General features: G+C 57.2%; 20 protein-coding genes. 8 read left to right on the top strand and 12 right to left on the bottom strand.

Annotated elements, in window-relative coordinates; all coding sequences use genetic code 11:
- The first annotated feature begins 230 nt into the window (after positions 1-230).
- The 6 genes from PAG01S_RS01920 to spy all read left to right on the top strand — a co-directional run bounded on the left by PAG01S_RS01920 (position 231) and on the right by spy (position 7,119).
- Positions 231-1,451, top strand: a complete 1,221-nt coding sequence (locus tag PAG01S_RS01920) for an aspartate aminotransferase family protein (RefSeq protein ID WP_062757518.1) — start codon at positions 231-233, stop codon at positions 1,449-1,451.
- Complete coding sequence (astA, locus tag PAG01S_RS01925; RefSeq protein WP_033757454.1) at positions 1,448-2,479, top strand: arginine N-succinyltransferase; 1,032 nt, start codon at positions 1,448-1,450, stop codon at positions 2,477-2,479. Before PAG01S_RS01920 ends, astA begins: the two co-directional genes overlap by 4 nt.
- The gene (astD, locus tag PAG01S_RS01930; RefSeq protein WP_062757519.1) at positions 2,476-3,945 is read left to right on the top strand and encodes a succinylglutamate-semialdehyde dehydrogenase; all 1,470 of its coding nucleotides are present in this window, start codon (positions 2,476-2,478) and stop codon (positions 3,943-3,945) included. Before astA ends, astD begins: the two co-directional genes overlap by 4 nt.
- A complete protein-coding gene (gene astB / locus PAG01S_RS01935; protein ID WP_062757520.1) occupies positions 3,942-5,270 on the top strand; it encodes an N-succinylarginine dihydrolase in 1,329 nt (442 codons plus the stop codon). The genes astD and astB overlap by 4 nt, the downstream gene beginning before the upstream one ends.
- Before the next feature lie 50 nt (positions 5,271-5,320).
- Positions 5,321-6,316 (top strand): succinylglutamate desuccinylase, encoded by a 996-nt coding sequence (gene astE, locus PAG01S_RS01940; RefSeq protein ID WP_010670016.1) that lies wholly within the window; start codon positions 5,321-5,323, stop codon positions 6,314-6,316.
- Between the two features lie 308 nt (positions 6,317-6,624).
- Positions 6,625-7,119, top strand: a complete 495-nt coding sequence (gene spy, locus PAG01S_RS01945) for an ATP-independent periplasmic protein-refolding chaperone Spy (protein WP_010245731.1) — start codon at positions 6,625-6,627, stop codon at positions 7,117-7,119.
- Between the two features lie 73 nt (positions 7,120-7,192).
- On the opposite strand, the gene cho is transcribed toward spy, so the two are convergent.
- The 5 genes from cho to PAG01S_RS01970 form a co-directional block, all read right to left on the bottom strand.
- A complete protein-coding gene (gene cho, locus PAG01S_RS01950) occupies positions 7,193-8,053 on the bottom strand; it encodes an excinuclease Cho (RefSeq protein WP_010245728.1) in 861 nt (286 codons plus the stop codon).
- A 67-nt stretch (positions 8,054-8,120) separates the two neighbouring features.
- Complete coding sequence (yddG, locus tag PAG01S_RS01955; RefSeq protein ID WP_010670017.1) at positions 8,121-9,011, bottom strand: aromatic amino acid DMT transporter YddG; 891 nt, start codon at positions 9,009-9,011, stop codon at positions 8,121-8,123.
- 60 nt (positions 9,012-9,071) lie between these two features.
- Positions 9,072-9,896, bottom strand: coding sequence for an NAD(+) synthase (gene nadE, locus PAG01S_RS01960; RefSeq protein WP_010670018.1), 825 nt, complete (start codon positions 9,894-9,896; stop codon positions 9,072-9,074).
- Positions 9,897-10,014: 118 nt separating this feature from the next.
- The gene (locus PAG01S_RS01965; protein WP_022625759.1) at positions 10,015-11,217 is read right to left on the bottom strand and encodes a multidrug effflux MFS transporter; all 1,203 of its coding nucleotides are present in this window, start codon (positions 11,215-11,217) and stop codon (positions 10,015-10,017) included.
- A gap of 46 nt (positions 11,218-11,263) precedes the next feature.
- The gene (locus PAG01S_RS01970; protein WP_062757521.1) at positions 11,264-11,470 is read right to left on the bottom strand and encodes a hypothetical protein; all 207 of its coding nucleotides are present in this window, start codon (positions 11,468-11,470) and stop codon (positions 11,264-11,266) included.
- 49 nt (positions 11,471-11,519) lie between these two features.
- On the opposite strand from PAG01S_RS01970, the gene osmE reads away from it, so the two are divergent.
- A complete protein-coding gene (osmE, locus tag PAG01S_RS01975; protein WP_010245718.1) occupies positions 11,520-11,855 on the top strand; it encodes an osmotically-inducible lipoprotein OsmE in 336 nt (111 codons plus the stop codon).
- Between the two features lie 66 nt (positions 11,856-11,921).
- On the opposite strand, the gene PAG01S_RS01980 is transcribed toward osmE, so the two are convergent.
- The 6 genes from PAG01S_RS01980 to hxpB all read right to left on the bottom strand — a co-directional run bounded on the left by PAG01S_RS01980 (position 11,922) and on the right by hxpB (position 17,233).
- Complete coding sequence (locus PAG01S_RS01980) at positions 11,922-12,314, bottom strand: DUF6515 family protein (RefSeq protein WP_010245714.1); 393 nt, start codon at positions 12,312-12,314, stop codon at positions 11,922-11,924.
- 188 nt (positions 12,315-12,502) lie between these two features.
- Positions 12,503-13,894: an L-cystine transporter gene (locus tag PAG01S_RS01985; RefSeq protein ID WP_010245712.1), complete on the bottom strand. Its 1,392-nt coding sequence runs from the start codon at positions 13,892-13,894 to the stop codon at positions 12,503-12,505.
- Between the two features lie 151 nt (positions 13,895-14,045).
- Entirely contained in the window at positions 14,046-14,636 is a 591-nt protein-coding gene (locus PAG01S_RS01990) for a metal-dependent hydrolase (RefSeq protein ID WP_062757522.1), read from the bottom strand.
- A 140-nt stretch (positions 14,637-14,776) separates the two neighbouring features.
- A complete protein-coding gene (gene kduD / locus PAG01S_RS01995) occupies positions 14,777-15,538 on the bottom strand; it encodes a 2-dehydro-3-deoxy-D-gluconate 5-dehydrogenase KduD (protein ID WP_062757524.1) in 762 nt (253 codons plus the stop codon).
- Between the two features lie 16 nt (positions 15,539-15,554).
- Positions 15,555-16,391: a 5-dehydro-4-deoxy-D-glucuronate isomerase gene (kduI, locus tag PAG01S_RS02000; RefSeq protein WP_010670022.1), complete on the bottom strand. Its 837-nt coding sequence runs from the start codon at positions 16,389-16,391 to the stop codon at positions 15,555-15,557.
- A gap of 173 nt (positions 16,392-16,564) precedes the next feature.
- Positions 16,565-17,233: a hexitol phosphatase HxpB gene (gene hxpB / locus PAG01S_RS02005; protein ID WP_010245698.1), complete on the bottom strand. Its 669-nt coding sequence runs from the start codon at positions 17,231-17,233 to the stop codon at positions 16,565-16,567.
- 146 nt (positions 17,234-17,379) lie between these two features.
- On the opposite strand from hxpB, the gene PAG01S_RS02010 reads away from it, so the two are divergent.
- Positions 17,380-17,916, top strand: coding sequence for a YniB family protein (locus PAG01S_RS02010; RefSeq protein ID WP_010245694.1), 537 nt, complete (start codon positions 17,380-17,382; stop codon positions 17,914-17,916).
- Positions 17,917-17,928: 12 nt separating this feature from the next.
- Here PAG01S_RS02010 and PAG01S_RS02015 read toward each other — a convergent pair whose 3' ends face one another.
- Positions 17,929-18,822 (bottom strand): fructosamine kinase family protein, encoded by an 894-nt coding sequence (locus PAG01S_RS02015; protein ID WP_033757473.1) that lies wholly within the window; start codon positions 18,820-18,822, stop codon positions 17,929-17,931.
- Between the last annotated feature and the right edge of the window lie 37 nt (positions 18,823-18,859).

The raw sequence follows: 18,859 nt of genomic DNA on the forward strand, positions 1-18,859 counted from the left end.
AAAACCCGGTTCTGGCGCTGCAATCAGACAACTATTCACTATATATGCAAATTAAGTGAATATTGTCAACATCTAACTCATTGATATTACGTCGTGAAGACCATTTTATGCATTAATTCTCTGGCTGGCACGTTAACTGCACTCTACAGTAGGGCTGCACTACAACATCTTTTAACAATTTTAAAACATAAGCTTTACCCGGCCGGTAAAGTAAAGCAGGAGAGTGGGTTATGGCACTGCACGTTTCACGTCACGATTTCGATCAATGGATGATGCCGGTTTATGCGCCTGCGACTTTTATACCGATTCGCGCGGAAGGCTCCACCGTCTGGGATCAAAACGGCAAAGATTATATCGACTTCGCCGGTGGCATTGCCGTCAATGCGTTAGGGCATGCGCATCCGGCATTACAACAGGCGCTGCAGGAACAGGCCGCACGTTTATGGCACACCGGTAATGGCTACACCAACGAACCGATCCTGCGGCTGGCGAAGCAGTTGATCGATGCCACCTTCGCTGACCGGGTGTTCTTCTGTAACTCCGGGGCGGAGGCGAACGAAGCGGCGCTGAAACTGGCGCGCAAGGTGGCACATGATCGTGTGGGTCCGCATAAAAGTGGAATCGTGGCGTTTAAGAATGCATTTCATGGCCGCACCCTGTTTACGGTAACCGCCGGGGGTCAGCCCGCTTACTCAAAAGATTTTGCGCCGCTGCCGCCAGAGATCCAGCATGCCCCGTTTAACGATCTGGCGGCGGCGGCTGAACTGATTAATGACCATACCTGCGCAGTCATTGTTGAACCGATTCAGGGTGAAGGTGGCGTGCTGCCTGCCGATCCGGCGTTTCTGCGTGGATTGCGTGAGCTCTGTGATAAGCATCAGGCTTTGCTGATTTTTGATGAAGTGCAGAGTGGCGTTGGCCGTACCGGTTCGCTTTATGCCTACATGCATTATGGCGTCACGCCGGATGTGCTCACCAGCGCCAAAGCGCTGGGCGGCGGCTTCCCGATTGGTGCGATGCTGACGCGCGAAGATCTGGCGCTGGTGATGGGCGTTGGCACCCACGGCACCACCTATGGCGGCAATCCGCTGGCGGGCGCAGTGGCAGGTAAAGTCATGGAACTGATCAACCAGCCTGAACTGATGGCGGGTGTAACAGAACGTCACCAGTGGATTGTGGCGGCACTGGATGAGATCAACCAGCGTCTGCACCTGTTTAAAGAAGTGCGCGGTCTTGGCCTGCTGATTGGCGCGGTGCTCACCGACGATTTTGCCGGTAAAGCCAAAGCGATCAACCTTGCCGCCGCGGAAATGGGCGTCATGGTGCTGATTGCGGGTGCCAATGTGGTGCGTTTTGCCCCGGCGCTGAATATCAGTGAGCAGGAAGTGAAGCTGGGCATGGCCCGCTTTGCCGAAGTGTGCGAAAGCCTGGTGCGAGGGTCAACATCATGATGGTAATCCGTCCGGTTGAACGCGATGACTTAAGCCAGCTGATGGCGCTGGCGGGCAAAACCGGTGGCGGGCTGACCTCGCTGCCGGTTGATAGCGCGACGCTACAGGCGCGTATCGATCGATCGCTGCAGACCTGGGAGGATTCTCTGCCACGTGCCGAACAGGGCTATGTCTTTGTGCTGGCCGACAGCGAAGATAACCGCGCCGTCGGTATCTGCGCCATTGAGGTGGCGGTGGGTCTGCAGGATCCCTGGTACAACTTTCGCGTCGGTACCCAGGTGCACGCCTCAAAAGAGCTGAATGTTTATGCCGCGCTGCCTACCCTGTCGCTGAGTAACGACCATACCGGCAGCAGTGAGCTCTGCACGCTGTTTCTCGATCCCGATTACCGTGATGGCAAAAACGGCTATCTGCTGTCGAAGTCACGCTTCCTGTTTATGGCCAGTTTCCGTGAACGTTTCACCAACCGGGTGGTGGCCGAGATGCGTGGCGTCAGCGATGAGCAGGGCCATTCGCCGTTCTGGGAGAGCGTTGGCAGCCGCTTCTTCTCTATGGAATTCAGCAAAGCGGACTTCCTTAGTGGCACCGGACAGAAATCATTTATCGCTGAACTGATGCCGAAACATCCGCTCTACATCGACTACCTGACACCGGAAGCGCAGGCGGTGATTGGACAGGTCCATCCGCAAACCGCGCCTGCGCGGGCGGTACTGGAAGCAGAGGGCTTCCGCTACCTCAATTATGTCGACATTTTTGATGGCGGCCCGACACTGGAGTGCGACATCGATCATATCCGTGCGGTGCGTAAAAGCCGTCTGCGCAGCGCAGAACGGGGCGAAAACCCGGCTGATGGCCCGCTCTGTCTGGTTGCCAATAGCGATTATCGCCAGTTCCGTGTGGCGCTGATTCCGGCAAAGGCTGACAGCGACAGCGTGCAACTCACGGATGAACAGATGCAGGCGCTCCATTGCCAGCCGGGCGACAGCCTGCGCGTGGTGACGCTCTGCAAAGAGGAGAAAACAGCATGACACATCTGATAAATGGACAATGGCTGGACGGTGACGCTGAGATTCTGACGAAAGCGGATCCGGTCAGCGGCGAGACGTTATGGCAGGGCCAAGCGGCCTCAGCCGCTCAGGTCACCGCAGCCTGTGAGGCGGCGCGCGACGCATTTCCAGCCTGGGCCAGACGCCCGCTGGCGGAACGGCAGGCGATCGTTGAGAAATTTGCCGCCGGGCTTGAGGCGCATAAAACGGCGCTGGCGGAAACTATCGCCCGTGAAACCGGCAAGCCGCGCTGGGAAGCGCTGACCGAAGTGGGCGCGATGATCAACAAAATCGGCTTTTCGGTGAAGGCATACCATAGCCGCACCGGTGAACAGCATGAAGGCGAAAGCTCCCTGCGCCACCGCCCGCATGGGGTGCTGGCCGTGTTTGGTCCCTATAACTTCCCGGGACATCTGCCAAACGGCCATATTGTTCCGGCGCTGCTGGCGGGCAACTGTGTGGTATTTAAACCCAGCGAACTGACGCCGCTGACCGCCGAAAAAACCGTTGAGCTCTGGCTGGCTGCGGGCCTGCCTGCCGGCGTGCTGGCACTGTTACAGGGCGGACGTGAGACTGGTCAGGCGCTGGCCAACTGTCAGCAGATTGATGGCCTGCTATTTACCGGCAGCGCCCATACCGGCTATCAGCTGCATCGCCAGTTTGCCGGTCAGCCTGAAAAGATGCTGGCGCTGGAGATGGGCGGTAACAATGCCCTGATTGTTGAAGATCCGGCGGACACTGATGCGGCTGTCAACATCACGTTGCAGTCAGCCTTTATAACCGCCGGTCAGCGCTGCACCTGCGCGCGGCGTCTGCTGGTCAAACGCGGCGATGCAGGGGATGCGTTTCTGCGGCGGCTGGTGGAGGTGGCGGGGCGACTGCAACCCGCTGCCTGGAATGCTGAACCGCAGCCGTTTATTGGCAGCGTGATCTCCACCGGCGCGGCAGAGAAGATTATGGGTGAGTGGCAACGGCGGGTTGAGGCGGGCGGCGAGGTGCTGCTGGCGATGCGCTGGCCGGATCGCCACAGTGCCATCCTGACGCCAGGTATTATCGATTTAACCGGCGTGCAGGGCATTCCGGATGAAGAGGTCTTTGGTCCGCTGTTAGGCGTAGTCCGCTATGAGACATTTGAAGAGGCGATAGCGCTGGCTAACCAGACCCGTTATGGCCTGTCGTGCGGATTGATCTCGCCTTCACGCCAGCAGTTTGATCAGCTGCTGCTTGAAGCGCGTGCCGGTATCGTCAACTGGAACAAACCGCTGACCGGCGCAGCCAGTACCGCACCGTTTGGCGGCATTGGTGCCTCGGGCAACCATCGCGCCAGCGCCTGGTATGCGGCGGACTACTGCGCCTGGCCGATGGCTTCGCTGGAGACGCCTGACCTGACGCTGCCCGCCACGCTGTCGCCGGGCCTCGATTTCTCCACCCAGGAGACGACGTCATGAAGGCAACCGAGGCCAACTTTGATGGGCTGGTGGGGTTAACACACCACTATGCCGGGCTGTCGTTTGGCAACGAAGCCTCGACCCGCAATCAGCTGCAGCCGTCGAATCCCCGTCTGGCGGCAAAGCAGGGGTTGCTCAAGATGAAAGCGCTGGCCGATATGGGCTACGTTCAGGGGGTGATCCCGCCGCATGAGCGGCCCAATATTGCGGCGCTGCGCCAGCTCGGCTTTGGTGGCAGCGATGAGCAGGTGCTGGCTGCGACCGGGAAAACTGCGCCGGGATTACTCTCCGCCGTCAGTTCAGCCTCGGCGATGTGGGTCGCCAATGCTGCCACGGTCTCGCCGTCAGCGGACAGCCTTGATGGCCGGGTTCACCTGACGGTGGCGAACCTTAACAACAAATTCCACCGTGCGATAGAAGCGCCGGAAACGGCCTGGCTGCTGCGTTCCATCTTCCGCGACGATCGCCATTTTGCGGTGCATGATGCCTTGCCGCAGGTGGCGATGTTTGGCGATGAAGGGGCGGCGAACCATAACCGACTGGGCGGCGCCTATGGTGAGCGCGGCGTGCAGCTGTTTGTCTATGGCCGCGACAGCAGCCATGAGGGCAAAGCCCCGCAGCGCTATCCGGCACGTCAGACCCGGGAAGCCAGCGAGGCGGTCGCCCGTCTGCATCAGCTCTCACCGGAAAGCGTGCTGTATGCGCAGCAGAATCCTGCGGTGATCGATCAGGGCGTGTTTCATAACGATGTGATTGCGGTAAGTAACCAGCAGATGCTCTTCTGTCACCAGCACGCCTTTGTTAATCAGCCTGAACTGCTGGCGCAGCTTCGGTCGCGCGTTCCCGGTTTTGTGGCACTGGAAGTGCCGGAAAATCGGGTGTCAGTGAAAGATGCGGTGGAGACCTATCTGTTTAACAGTCAGTTGCTGAGCCGTCCCGACGGCACCATGATGCTGGTGCTGCCGGAGGAGTCACGTCAGCATCCGGGTGTCTGGCGCTACCTGTGTGAACAGGTTGAGGCTGACACGCCACTCAAAGCCCTGAAGGTGTTTGATCTGCGCGAAAGCATGTATAACGGGGGTGGTCCAGCCTGCCTGCGTTTGCGGGTGGTGCTGACACCACAGGAGCAGCAGGCAGTGAATCCGGCGGTGCTGATGAACGATCGGCTCTTCAGCACGCTGAATAACTGGGTTGACCGTCATTACCGCGATTGCCTGACCCAGGCCGATCTGGTCGACCCACAATTGCTGCGTGAGGGACGCGACGCGCTGGATGAACTCACGAAGCTGCTAGACTTAGGAAATGTATATGCATTTCAGCAGTGAAGGAGGGGGCAGCACAGTCTGCCGCCTGCTCAGGGCGAAAAGGAGGAACGATGCAGGACTTTTTACAGCAAACGCTCTCCGGCGAGGTGCCGCGTAAGCGTAGTGGTGAAACGGCGCATCTTCGCTGGCAATGGTTGTATCACGGCATACTGTTGATGGAGCCGACGGTGCCGGTTAAACAGGCGCTGGTGCTCTCTGCCGGGATCCACGGCAATGAAACGGCCCCGGTAGAAATGGTGAACCAGCTGGTTAATCCGCTGCTGCGGGGCGAAAAGCCGTTACAGCAGCGCATGCTGGTGATTCTGGGTAATCCCTCAGCGCTACGCACCGGTAAGCGCTATGTGCGTTATGACATTAACCGGCTGTTTGGCGGACGCTGGCAGCAGATTGATGATGGTGATGAGGCCCGCCGCGTGCTGCGGCTGGAGCAGACGCTGGAGACCTTCTGGCAGCTGGGCGAGTGCGATGAAACGCGCTGGCACCTCGACATGCACACCGCAATTCGTGGCTCTTATCATCCTCAGTTTGGCGTGATGCCGCACAATGAACGCCCCTGGCCGCCCGCGTTTCTTGACTGGCTGGCCGCTGCCGGGCTGGAAGCGCTGGTGTTCCATCGCTCGCCGGGCGGCACCTTTACCCACTTCAGCTGCGAGCACTTCGGTGCGGCCAGCTGTACCCTGGAGCTGGGCAAAGCGCTGCCGTTTGGCGAAAACGATCTCAGTCAGTTCAGTGCGGCACAGCAGGCGCTGGCGTCTTTACTCTATGGCGAAGCGCTGCCTGCGGCGGCGGTTAGACCGCGTCACTATCGGGTCGCGCAGCAGATCACCCGACTGAGTGAGCACTTTACGCTGCATATGTCGCCGGAAACGCTGAACTTTACCGCGTTTCCACAGGGGACGTTGCTGGCGGAAGATGGTAGCACCCGCTATTACGTGCAGCAGGCGCGGGAGTATGTGCTGTTCCCTAACCCTAACGTGGCCGCCGGGCTGCGTGCCGGACTGATGCTGATTGAAGAGAGCGAACAGACTCAGGCGCTGCCGGTCTGATAGCGGTTGTTAACAGCGCAGACCCTCGGCGCTAAAAAACCGACAGGAAAAGTGGAAGATCGGCTTCCGCTTTCCTGTCGTAACCCTTACACTCCTCCATGATTTCTGCCAAATTCGCTTTAAATTCATAAACATTTTCAATTCCTCACGCCTTTCTTCTTATTCTCTTCATGATTGCCCGATTTTTATCTTTTATGCTTTCACGGCTTTACTCAGGCTCTGAGTAGTTGACGTTCAGCGTCGTATGCTTGTTTCCGAAGACGCGACAGAGTGCTGTCGTCATTATCATGAATTATAAGGACACTATTATGCGCAAACTGACTTCTCTTTTACTGGCTTCTTCGCTGGCGTTTGGTGCAGCCAGCGCCGTCCATGCAGCCGCTGACAACCTGACTCCACCGCCAGCAGGTAGCGAAAAAGCGATGCACAAGCCGCCAATGCGCCACGGCATGGAGATGATGTTTAAAGGTCTGAACCTGACCGACGCGCAGAAAACTCAGATGCGCGACATCATGAAAGAGAGCCACAAAGATATGAAACGCCCGTCACTGGACGAGCGTCGTGCGGCCCACAGCATTATTGCCTCTGACAGCTTCGACCAGAGCAAAGCAGAAGCACAGGCAGAGAAGATGTCCGCCAATGCCAAAGAGCATGCGCTGAAGATGCTGGAAACCCAGAACAAGCTCTATAACGTGCTGACGCCGGAGCAGAAAAAACAGTACAACGCTAACTTTGAAAAGCGTCTGACTGAGAAAGGCCCGCACGAGGGCAAAATGGCACCGCCAGCAGAACCGGCTGAATAACACTCGTTAAGCGAACGGTCTGAGACCGCCGGCGCTGTCCACTGAAGGTGAGTGGGCAGCGTCGGCGGTTTTTTTATAGCGGCAGAATAGGGTAGGCACCTGACAGAATCGGGCGGCAGAGGATTTTGTAGCCGTCATGATCAAAACCGCCTTTGGGCCGCTGCAGTTTTCTGGCCTCATCCATGCTGCTGACCGAACCGAGATAGAACCAGTGGTCGATAACGTGGATCTGCGTCATCTCTTTGCCTTCCTCCACCAGCCCCACGGCACCCTGCCATGGCCAGCAGAACACCCGCACGTTTTCCAGCGCCTCCAGCAGTCGATCCTGATGATCGCTGACCGGCTCTTTTCCACAGCAGGCCCCGGCGCAACGGCGCAGTGCCGAGCGGAAGCAGCCTCGCCCCGCACTCAGCGCTTCCAGACCCAGCAGGCCATGACAGAGCTGATACTCATCCGCGAGCTGCTTGAGCCGTTCCAGCGCGGCGAAGCGACTGCGATAGAGCCCAAACAGGTTGGGGGACTGGCTGAAATCGAGGTCTTTTGCATAGACCACATTCGGTTTGCCGTCGGTAATCTGCAATGAACAGAGCTGCCGGTTTTTGCGCAGTCGCTTATTGAACAGCGGCTGCTGGGTTTTGATCATCTGCGCTTCCAGCAGCAGCGCGCCGAGGTCGCCCGCGGTAGGGATCCAGCTTACACGCCGCGACTGGCGCAGCATTTTCGCCTCATCCGGGGTGCGGAAATGGGACATCACCCGCGAACGCAGATTCACACTTTTACCGATATAGAGCGGCAGCGACTCACTTTCGCCATGAAAGGTATAGACGCCAGGATGATTTGGCAGGCCTTCCAGCCATTCACGCAGGTGTTCGGGATATTGATAAATTGCATTCGCGTCGGGTTCGGGGCGAAGTATGGCAGAACGTCTGACCAAGATGGACTCCATTTACTGGTTGTCCATACAGCATAACAGGCAGGTGAAATGATCGCCAGCCGTCTGGTTACAGAGACCGTGTTGCCCGCCAGCAGATCAGCGAGCCGAGCGTGATCATCGCCACGCCCTGCCAGAAGGCCAGTGGCGGCGTCAGGCCGAGCCACAGCGATCCCATCAGGGCCGACAGCACCGGCGTAAAGTAGGAGGCGGTGGCCAGCAGCGTCAGATTGCCCTGCTGAATTCCGTGATTCCAGGCGGAATAGGCGATGGCGGTGGAGAGCCCGACAAACAGCACCTCCAGCAGCGGCACCGGCGTAAAGGTCATCGGTGCAGTGTGATCGCTGAAGGCATATTTCAGCCACAGCGCCAGTGCAGTCAGGATAAAAAACAGCGTGACGCCATTAGAACCACGGGCAAAGCGGCGGGTGAGATTGTTGTAGAGCGCCCAGGTCAGGGCGGCGATAAAGGCCAGTGCATAGGCGACCGGGTTGCGCAGCATATTCTGCCACAACAGCGCCGGCGATCCGCTGCCGCTGCCTTTCATTACCCAGACGATCCCCAGCAGCGACAGCAGCAGTCCTGGCCACAGCCAGACACGGAAACGCTGCTGATTAAATGGGATCGCCAGCACGATGGTCAGGCAGGGCCAGAGATAGTTAATCATCCCCAGCTCCAGCGACTGGCTGCGATCGCTGGCCAGCCCGATGGCCAGCGCCAGACAGATTTCATAGCCGACAAAGAGTACGCCCCCCAGCCACAGGTAGATGGCGGGCATTGCGCCAGGTCTGGGCAGGCCCCGGGTCAGGCAGAGCAGACACGCCGTGGTGGTGTAGATCAGCGCCGCACCACCGGTGGCGCCAAAGGCTTCACTGACGCTGCGCAGCAGGCCAACGGTCGTACTCCAGAGCAGAATGGCGACAAGCCCGACGAGGGTCGCGCGCGAAACGGTGGCAGGCATGCAGCGATCAACAAAGTCAGTGAGAGAAGCCTCCCTTGCCGCGGCAAGGGAGGGGCAGGATTACTTCCAGAAGTCGTCGAATACCGTGATCGGCGGACGACGTTTGTGCTCGGTTTTCTGATACCAGCCTTCGATGATACGGGCGCTGTCAGGATTGATGCTTTTGCCTTCCAGGTAGTCATCAATCATCTCATAGGTGACGCCCAGCGCCACTTCATCCTGCAGGCCTGGACGATCATCTTCCAGATCGGCAGTCGGTTTTTTCAGATAGAGATGCTCCGGGCAGCCAAGGTGTTTCAGCAACTGCTTGCCCTGACGCTTGTTCAGGCGAAACAGGGGATTGATGTCCGTGCCGCCATCGCCATACTTGGTGAAGAAACCGGTCACGGCTTCAGCCGCGTGATCGGTGCCGACCACTACGCCTTTGGTCATGCCGGCGATGCTGTATTGCGCTTTCATCCGCTCACGGGCTTTTTCATTGCCGCGGACAAAATCGGAAAGCGTAATACCCGCCTCTTTCAGCGCGCGCTCACTGGCCAGCACCGACTCTTTGATGTTTACCACCAGCGAACGGTCGGGTTTGATAAAGGCCAGCGCGTCCTGACAATCCTGCTCATCCGCCTGCACACCATAGGGCAGACGCACGGCAATAAAGGTGTAGTCGTTATCACCGCTCTCCTGACGCAGTTCGGTGATCGCCCGCTGCGCCAGCGCGCCCGCCAGGGTTGAATCCTGACCGCCGCTGATCCCCAGCACCAGCGTTTTCAGGCCGCTGTGACGTTTCAGGTAGGCTTTAAGAAAATCGATGCTGACGCGCACTTCCTGGTCGGCGTCGATAGTGGGCTTCACACCCAGGGCTTCAATAATTTCCTGCTGCAGTGACATGAACTTCTCCTCAGGTCAGTGGCCGGTCGGCTCGATGCGAACGTTTTATTAAAGCTAACGTGCCTTTGCGAAAACAACAAGCCAAAGCGGTAACTGATTACCATGAAACGTTGCGAAATCAGTGAGTTTTTACCTGCGGCAGCGGTTTTTTCGCCAGCACGCTAAACATCAGAATCGCCGTCATAAAGCAGCCAAAAATGGTGGCGCACATGCTCAGCACCGAGGTGCCACCGATGCCGGTAATCGGCACGGTAATCGCACCCAGCGTGAACATCGTGACGCCAATCACCGCGGAGGCGCTACCAGCGCGATGGCCCTGACTCTGCATCGCCAGGGACGAGGCGGTGGTAGCGATAACGCCGTTGCTGGCAATGGTAAAGAACAGTGCCACCAGCAGCAGCGCTAAGGGAGCATGCAGCAGCGCGGCCAGCAGCAGCAGACTGGAGGCGACAAAGGCCAGCGTCAGTCCGCCTTTCAGCACCCGATATTCGCCCCACAATGGACAGAGGCGGGCGCTGGTCTGTGAAGCAATCACCAGGCCAAACCCGTTGGCCGCAAAGCAGAAGCTAAAGGCCTGGGGCGAAAGACCATAGAGTTGCTGCAGCACGAACGGCGAGGCACCGATGTAGGCGAACATGCCGGACATCATAAATCCCTGGGTCAGGCAGAAGCCCATGAAGGGGCGATGGGTAATCACCTGACCCAATGCCGCGTAGGCGGAGAATATTGATCCTTTACTGCGGCGTGCCTCAGGCAGGGTTTCATGCAGCTTCCAGCGCGCCAGCAGGATCAGCAGAATGGCAATGCCGCCCAGCACCATGAAGATGCCGCGCCAGTTTAAAATCGTCATCAGCACGCCGCCTAATACCGGTGCACCGATCGGTGCCAGACCGTTGACTAGCATCAGCAGAGCGAAGAATCGCGTCAGCTCATGGCCGCTGTACATATCGCGTGCAATTGCCCGTGACAGCACCGCACCGCCCGCACCTGCTAACCCTTCGAACAGCCGCGCCAGCAGCAGCTGGTTAATATCCTGCGCCAGCGCACAGCCCATCGAGGCGATAAACAGCAACACCAGTGACAGGGTCAGCGGGCGCAGGCGGCCGAACTTATCACTCATCGGGCCAAAGAGCAGCTGACCAAAGCCGAGACCTAACAGTCCGGCGGTCAGACTCAGCTGCGCGGTAGCGGTTTCAGTGTGCAGATCCTGGGCCATTTGTGGCAGCGCAGGCAGATAGAGGTCGATGCAGAGCGGGCCCAGTGCGGCCAGCAGGCCCAGCGTAATGGCATAAACCAGGCGATTGGAGTGTACAGGGGTCATTTATCCTCGGGATTGTCAGCGATGGGGTAAACAGAAAGCGGGTAAGTCAGTGAAAAACAGCGGCCGGTAACGTGACATTTACGCCAATCTGCGACTGCGCGGATGACGGTGTGGTCTCTGAAAACGGGGCGCTATCGGGTACCTGTTTTGCCGGGCAGTATACGTCTGCGTTGACAGCAAAACAGCCTTCTTTACGAAATCCTGACATTTGGCAGGCCACTAATTGTTCGTCATAAACTTGATAAATCAGCATTTATGTTCCAGGCTTGTTTCCACATGGACAATAAATGAGGAACAACAAGATGAATAAAGTGATGGGATGTATCGCTGCGGCGCTGACGCTGGCTGCACTGTCTGGTTGTACGACTTACGATCGTGCGGAAAGCTACGTGACTAAGCCAGTGGTAAAGGATGTTAAAAAGGGTATGACCCGTGATCAGGTTCGTCAGATCGCCGGTACGCCTTCGACTGAAATCACCATGGTTCACGCGCGCGGCACCTGCCAGACTTATGTACTGGGTCAGCGCGACGGTAAAGCTCAGACTTACTTCGTGAGCTATAACGACACCGGCCGTGTCATGAACTACGGCTTCCAGAGCTGTGCGGAATATGACACCGACCCGCAGGTTCAGCAGTAACTCATAGCACCCCTGAATAGCAAACGGCCCGTCATTATGACGGGCCGTTTTTCGTTGTGGCACTGACTACAAACCTGCCGGGCGCGGCACTTCAACATAATCGCCATCTATCTGCCGCTGGTAGAAGTGGCCAGCCTGCACATAGAAGCGTTTGCCGTTAAAGTCGAGTACCCGCATTTCACTGCTGACCCGCGACTCTGCAGGCGGCTCTGTCACCACATACTCATCGCCGTGACGCTGATAATAATTGCCGTTGAGCAGATAATAGGTCAGTCCGCCTATCAGCACCGCGGTTGCGGCTTCAGGCAAAAAGCGCACCGGCCCGGGTCCGCCCCAGTGTGGCCCGTGGCCGCCGTGGCGATCCCATCCACCCGGCGGGCCCCAGTCGCCAGGATGAGCGAAAGCCAGAGCGGGTGTCAAAAGCGTCAGCGTCAGAAGCGAGGCGATTATCTTTTTCATCATGTGTTCTCCTCATAAGACTGGATGCAGAATTCGCTTTTTACCCGGCAAAGACAAGCACTAAAGCGGCGATTTTTCGCCTGTTTACCATGCTTAACGCTTTCTTAACGGCGTTGCCATTAATGGAGGAGATTATGGAGAAGAAGGGCGGGAATAACCTGGCGCGGGCGCGCCAGGTTCAGAGCAGATTAGCGGTGTGCCAGTTCGGCGTTGTCGTCGCTTTCCAGGACGCGCTTATCGGTCATACCTAACCAGCGACTGGTGAGAGAACCGGCGGTCATGGAACCGTTGACGTTCAGGGCAGTACGACCCATATCGATCAGCGGCTCAATGGAGATCAGCAGCGCCACCAGGGTGACCGGCAGGCCCATCGCAGGCAGGACAATCAGCGCCGCGAAGGTTGCACCACCGCCGACACCGGCAACGCCTGCTGAGCTCAGCGTCACGATCCCGACCAGCGTCGCAATCCACAGTGGGTCAAACGGGTTGATCCCGACGGTTGGCGCAACCATCACTGCCAGCATAGTTGGATAGAGACCGGCACAGCCGTTCTGGCCGATAGTGGCACCAAAAGAGGCCGCAAAGCTGGCAATCGACTCAGGCACGCCAAGACGACGGGTCTGGGTTTCCACGCTCAGCGGAATGCTGGCTGCGCTGGAGCGGCTGGTAAAGGCGAAGGTAATAACCGGCCACACTTTACGGAAGAAGCGCATCGGGTTGATACCATTTACCGACAGCAGCAGGGCGTGGACACCAAACATGATGGCCAGACCGAGGTAAGAGGCGACCACAAAGCTGCCCAGCTTAATGATGTCCTGCAGGTTAGAACCGGCAACCACTTTGGTCATCAGCGCCAGCACACCATAAGGTGTCAGCTTCATCACTAAACGCACCAGCTTCATGACCCAGGACTGCAGCGTATCGATCGCGACCAGCACGCGCTGACCTTTAACTTCATCATCTTTCAGCAACTGCAGTGCAGCTACACCCAGGAAGGCGGCGAAGATGACGACGCTGATAATCGAGGTCGGACTGGCTCCGGTCAGATCGGCAAACGGATTTTTCGGGATAAAGGAGAGCACCAGTTGCGGCACGGTCAGGTCAGCCACTTTGCCGACATAGTTGCTCTGAATCGCACTGAGACGCGCAGTCTCCTGCACGCCCTGAACCAGACCTTCTGCGCTCAGGCCAAACAGGCCGGTCACGAAGACGCCGACCAGCGCCGAGATCGCGGTGGTAAACAGCAGTACGCCAATCGTCAGTACGCTGATTTTTCCCAGCGACGAGGCGTTATGCAGACGGGCGACCGCACTCAGAATGGAAACGAACACCAGCGGCATTACGACCATCTGCAGCAACTGGACATAGCCATTACCGACGATGTTAAACCAGCTGATAGACTCTTTGACCACTGCGCTGTTTTCGCCGTAGATCAACTGCAAAACCAGGCCGAACAGTACGCCGATTACCAGACCGGTCAGCACTTTTTTCGACAGGCTCCAGTTCTGACGGCTGAAGCGAGAGAGCAATACCAGCAGCACCACAAAGGCTACGATATTAAGCGTAAGAGGAAGGTCCATACTGAAACTCCAGAGTAATGCGGCCTTTCGCTCTGGAAAGGCCGCATAATGTTAATCACGAATTAAGACAGCAGGAATGGTAACAGCAGGCGAAGAGGGTGCCTTATATCCAAATGGCATGGTTTATAACTAAAAAGCGTTTTGTGCTGATTTATTGCGCACTATGACTGGAAATAAACCGTCCGACGCCATTTTGTAGCGTATCGAACAGCTGTGACGGCCAGCCGTTTGCACCAAAAGATGGCATGCCCACCGGAAACCAGAGCGCATATCCCACCAGTCCCAGGCACAATGCCCGTTCAAGCTGGTTGCCTTTCTGACTGCGCAGAATCGGCAGCCGGAAGCGCCAGCGGCAGGGCCACAGCAGCGGAACCCCGGCTGGCGTCAGCATATCGGCCACAATATGGCTAAGGTAGCCCAGCGTCAGACCCTGCAGGACATCAGGCGGTATTGGCGACGACTGGGGCAGGTTTATCTGAAAAAGCCATAAACCGGCGGCTATCGCCAGCAAACTGTGGGTAAAGCCGCGATGGCCGAACGCGCGCGCAATAGGATGAGAGAGCCAGCGCAGTCGCTGTCCCAGCAGAGATTTAGGGTGATCGATATCGGGCAACAGACATGTCAGCAGGGCTGAGGGAACAAGATGCCACCAGTCGGCCTGCGCCAGCACCGGTGTCAGCTCAGCACGCTTCGCAAAGATAGCGCTGGCAATGGCAAAAATGATGTGGCCTTCGCCCGTCATGATAGAACCTGGTTGCAAAGAAAACTGTCGATGCATCCAGTATAGGGATTTATCCAGTAAATGAGAACATGTGACGCTGTAACGAAGCATGAATATTATTAACAAGGCGGACAGCGATGAAACACTGTCCGCCAGTAAGATTAACGCGCCAGCCAGCCGCCATCCACCGCCAGGGTGTAGCCATTCACGTAGTCAGACGCGGAAGAGGCCAGGAAGACTACCGGGCCCATCATGTCATCCGGCACGCCCCAGCGGCCTGCCGGAATACGGCCCAGAATCTCTTCACTACGCGATTCATCATTACGAAGCTGTTCCGTATTGTTGGTGGCCATGTAACCGGGAGCGATGGCATTGACGTTAATGCCATGTTTCGCCCACTCGTTCGCCATCAGACGGGTCAGTCCCATCACGGCACTTTTCGACGCCGTATAAGAGGGCACCCGGATACCGCCCTGGAAGGAGAGCATGGAGGCGATATTGATGATCTTGCCGCCATTACCCTGCGCGATAAACTGACGGGCAACCTGCTGCGACAGGAAAAACAGGCTCTTGCTGTTAAGATTCATCACGTCATCCCAGTCCTGCTCGCTGAAATTCAGTGCGTCCTCACGGCGGATAATGCCGGCATTGTTGACCAGAATGTTAATTTTACCGGCAGCGGCCAGCGCCTGTTCAACCACTGAGGCCACCACGCTGGTCTGCATCAGATCGGCCTGCACCGGCCAGAACCGGCGACCCAGCGCCTCCACTTTACTTTGGGTATCATCCGGGCCATCACGGTTAACACCGACGATATCACAACCCGCCTGGGCCAGACCCAGCGCCATACCTTGCCCTAAACCGGTGTTACAGCCGGTCACCAGCGCGACTTTACCTTCCAGGTTAAACGTACTCAGTACCATGGTATTTCTCCTCTGCTCAGCGCAGTTCACTGATTTTGACGTGGTCCATGTCATCAAAGACCTGATTCTCACCCACCATGCCCCAGATAAAGGTGTAACGCTGGGTGCCGACACCGGCGTGAATTGACCAGCTGGGTGAGATCACCGCCTGCTCGTTGTGTACCAGCAGATGGCGGGTTTGCTGCGGTTGCCCCATCATGTGGAAGACGGCGCACTCTTCGCTCATATCGAAGTAGAAATAGACTTCCATGCGGCGTTCATGGGTGTGGCAGGGCATGGTGTTCCACAGGCTGCCTTCATCCAGTTTGGTTAAGCCCATGGTGAGCTGGCAGGTGGGCAACACATCCGGCACGATAAATTTGTTAATGGTGCGGCGATTGGAGGTCGCGGCATCACCCAGCGTCGCGGTGGCGGCTTCCTGCAGCGTGATTTTCTTGTCCGGGAAGGTGCTGTGTGCTGGTGCACTGTTGTAATAGAATTTGGCCGGCTGCGCCGGGTTCAGGCTGCGGAACTGCAGGTTGCGCGCACCTTTGCCGATGTAAAGTGCCTCTTCGTGACCGATTTCCCACGCTTTACCGTCAACTTCTACCAGACCCGGGCCGCCAATATTGATCATACCCAGCTCGCGGCGTTCAAGAAAATAAGCGACGCCCAGCTGTTTTCCCATCTCATCACCGATAGTGACCGGATTATTCACCGGCATGACGCCGCCAATAATGATGCGGTCGATATGGCTGTAGGTCAGGGTGTAATCATCGGCAGTAAATATCTTCTCAATCAGGAACTCGCGGCGCAGTGCTTCAGTGTCGAGTTGCTTAGCGTGATCGCTGTGAATGCTTTGACGAACGTCCATCTCAGGCCTCTCTGCAGGTCAGGTTATTCATGCCCCAAACGGGGACGCTTTTGGCATCTTAGGCAGAGCGGGATGGGAATTCAATAAAAATGAAACGTTGTTTTATTTTTTGCGGGTCAGATCAAGTGGCAGGTGCAACAGGCAATAAAAAGCCCGCCATAAGCGGGCTGTTATTATCCCTGCAGATGCTGCAGGCTAAGCTGGGTCAGATTGTCCAGCCGGACATCCGCCAGCGCCCAGCGGGGATCGTCGCGGTGTTCAGCGGCGGGCACCACAATCGATCGCATACGCGCTGCTTTGGTGGCGATCATGCCGTTAAACGAATCTTCCAGCGTGACGCAGTTGAGCGGATCGATCGCAAGGCTGGCGGCGGCGTTGAGATAGACCTGCGGATGGGGCTTGCTGTAGGGCAGCGCTTCTGCTGAAGCCAGTACGTCGAAATAAGGGCGCAGATTGAAGATCTCCAGCACCTGTTCCAGCATCTTTAGCGGTGATGCGGAGGCAAGGCCGATTTTCAGCCCCTGTTCCCGGCACAGTTGCAGCGCCGTTTCCACGCCCGGCAGCAGTGGCCGCGTCTGATCCACCAGCGTCATGGCGCGCGTAATAATCCGCTCAGTGACCTCCTGCTGAGAGGGGCCATGCCAGGGCAGCGTTTCGTACCACATCCGTACAGTCTGATCGATGCGCAGACCCAGGGTATCGGGCATTTCACTGCGACGTGACAGGTCAACATCCAGCGTTGAAAAGATATCCAGCTCAGCCTGATCCCACAGAGGTTCAGAATCGATCAGTAAGCCATCCATATCAAACAGGGCGGCAAGGACAGGGCGGTGATAAGGCATCAGGGGGTCTCCTTTTAAAGTCAGCTTTACCTTACCATCATTCTTTACTGGCGCACGCTCTGCCCGACAGGCCACGCTTTATTTGGGAAATTTCACCGTTGGCAGGTAAACTGACGGCAAATTGGATTCCGGGTTCAGGAGATATTATGACCTATCAACAGGCTGGCCGTATTGCCATCCTCAAGCGAGTGGCAGGCTGGGTGCTCTTTTTAGTGGCGCTGCTGTCGACCATTATTTCTGTATTGAGCTTTATGTTTAAGCACAGCGAAAAGCAGCCAGGCATTGATGCCGTCATGCTCGATTTCGTCCACGTCATCGTCGATATGCTGCGCTTTAACACACCATTCCTGAATGTCTTCTGGCATAACTCGCCGGTACCGGAATTTAACGGTCAGATGAACCTGGGTTTCTGGCTGATCTATATTCTGATTTTTGTCGGGCTGGCGCTGGAGTCGTCAGGCGCGCGGATGGGACGTCAGGCGCGTCACGTCAAAGAAGGCATTGAGGATCAGATGATTCTGGAGCAGGCAAAAGGCAGTGAAGGGCGTAGCCGTCAGCAACTGGAAGAGAAGGTGCGCGTACCTCGCCACACCATCTTCCTGCAGATCTTCCCGCTCTATGTCCTGCCGGTGGTGATTGCGATAGCCGGTTATTTTGCGCTGTCGCTGCTGGGCTTTATCTGACCGCGATCTTTGTCAGGCCGGTCTGGCCTGACTGGCGCCCAGCGCATCCTCATCCAGCAACTGGCCAATGGCGAACTGTGCATCGCCTGGCCAGTGCCCGCCAAAGACGTTAGCCCGGTTGAGCAGATAGTAGAGCTGGTAGACCGGCAGACGCTGCGAAAAACCATCCGGTAACGGCCACACCGCCTGATAACCGTCGTAAATCTGGCGAGGCAGGTCAGGGTACCAGCTCAGCATAGCTAAATCGCACTCACGGTCGCCCCAGTAACAGGCAGGATCGAACAGCCAGGGGCCACTCTCACTGCTGGCGCAGTTAGCCGGCCAGAGGTCGCCATGCAGCAGCGACGGTTGCGGATGATGTGACGCGAGCACCCGCTGCACGCAGGCAACGATCAGCTCTGTATCCCCGTACTGAATTCCCTTTTCCGCTGCCAGCTGCAGCTGCCAGCCAATGCGCTGTTCAGCAAAAAAAACCGACCAGCGTCGCAGCCAGCTATTGGGTTGGGGCGTCGTGGTGATGTTATTGTCGAAATCGAGGCCGAACTGCGTCTGCTCGCTCCACTGATGCAGATGCGCCAGTTGCTGACCGAGCTGATATGCACTCTGCTCATCAAGCGGCTGTGGCCTGATATATTCCAGCAGCAGAAAGCTCTCCTCGCGATGATGACCCACACCATAGACTTTAGGCACCCGAACCGTGCCGGTGCGCGCCAGCAAATCCAGCTGGTCTGCTTCCCAGGTAAAGAGCGACAGCATATCGCGGCTGTTACTTTTGACGAAGACGTCGTGATCACCGTAGCGGATCTGCCAGGTGGGATGGATATCACCCCCCGCGAGGGCGTGACGTTGAGTGATTTCGGCGTTGCCTAACTGCTCGCTTAACAGACGACTAATGGCTGACCACATTGGGCTATCCTCGTTATTCGCTGCGTAAGTTCGGTTG

This window comes from Pantoea agglomerans NBRC 102470 (genome assembly GCF_001598475.1).
Classification (GTDB): Bacteria; Pseudomonadota; Gammaproteobacteria; order Enterobacterales; family Enterobacteriaceae; genus Pantoea; species Pantoea agglomerans.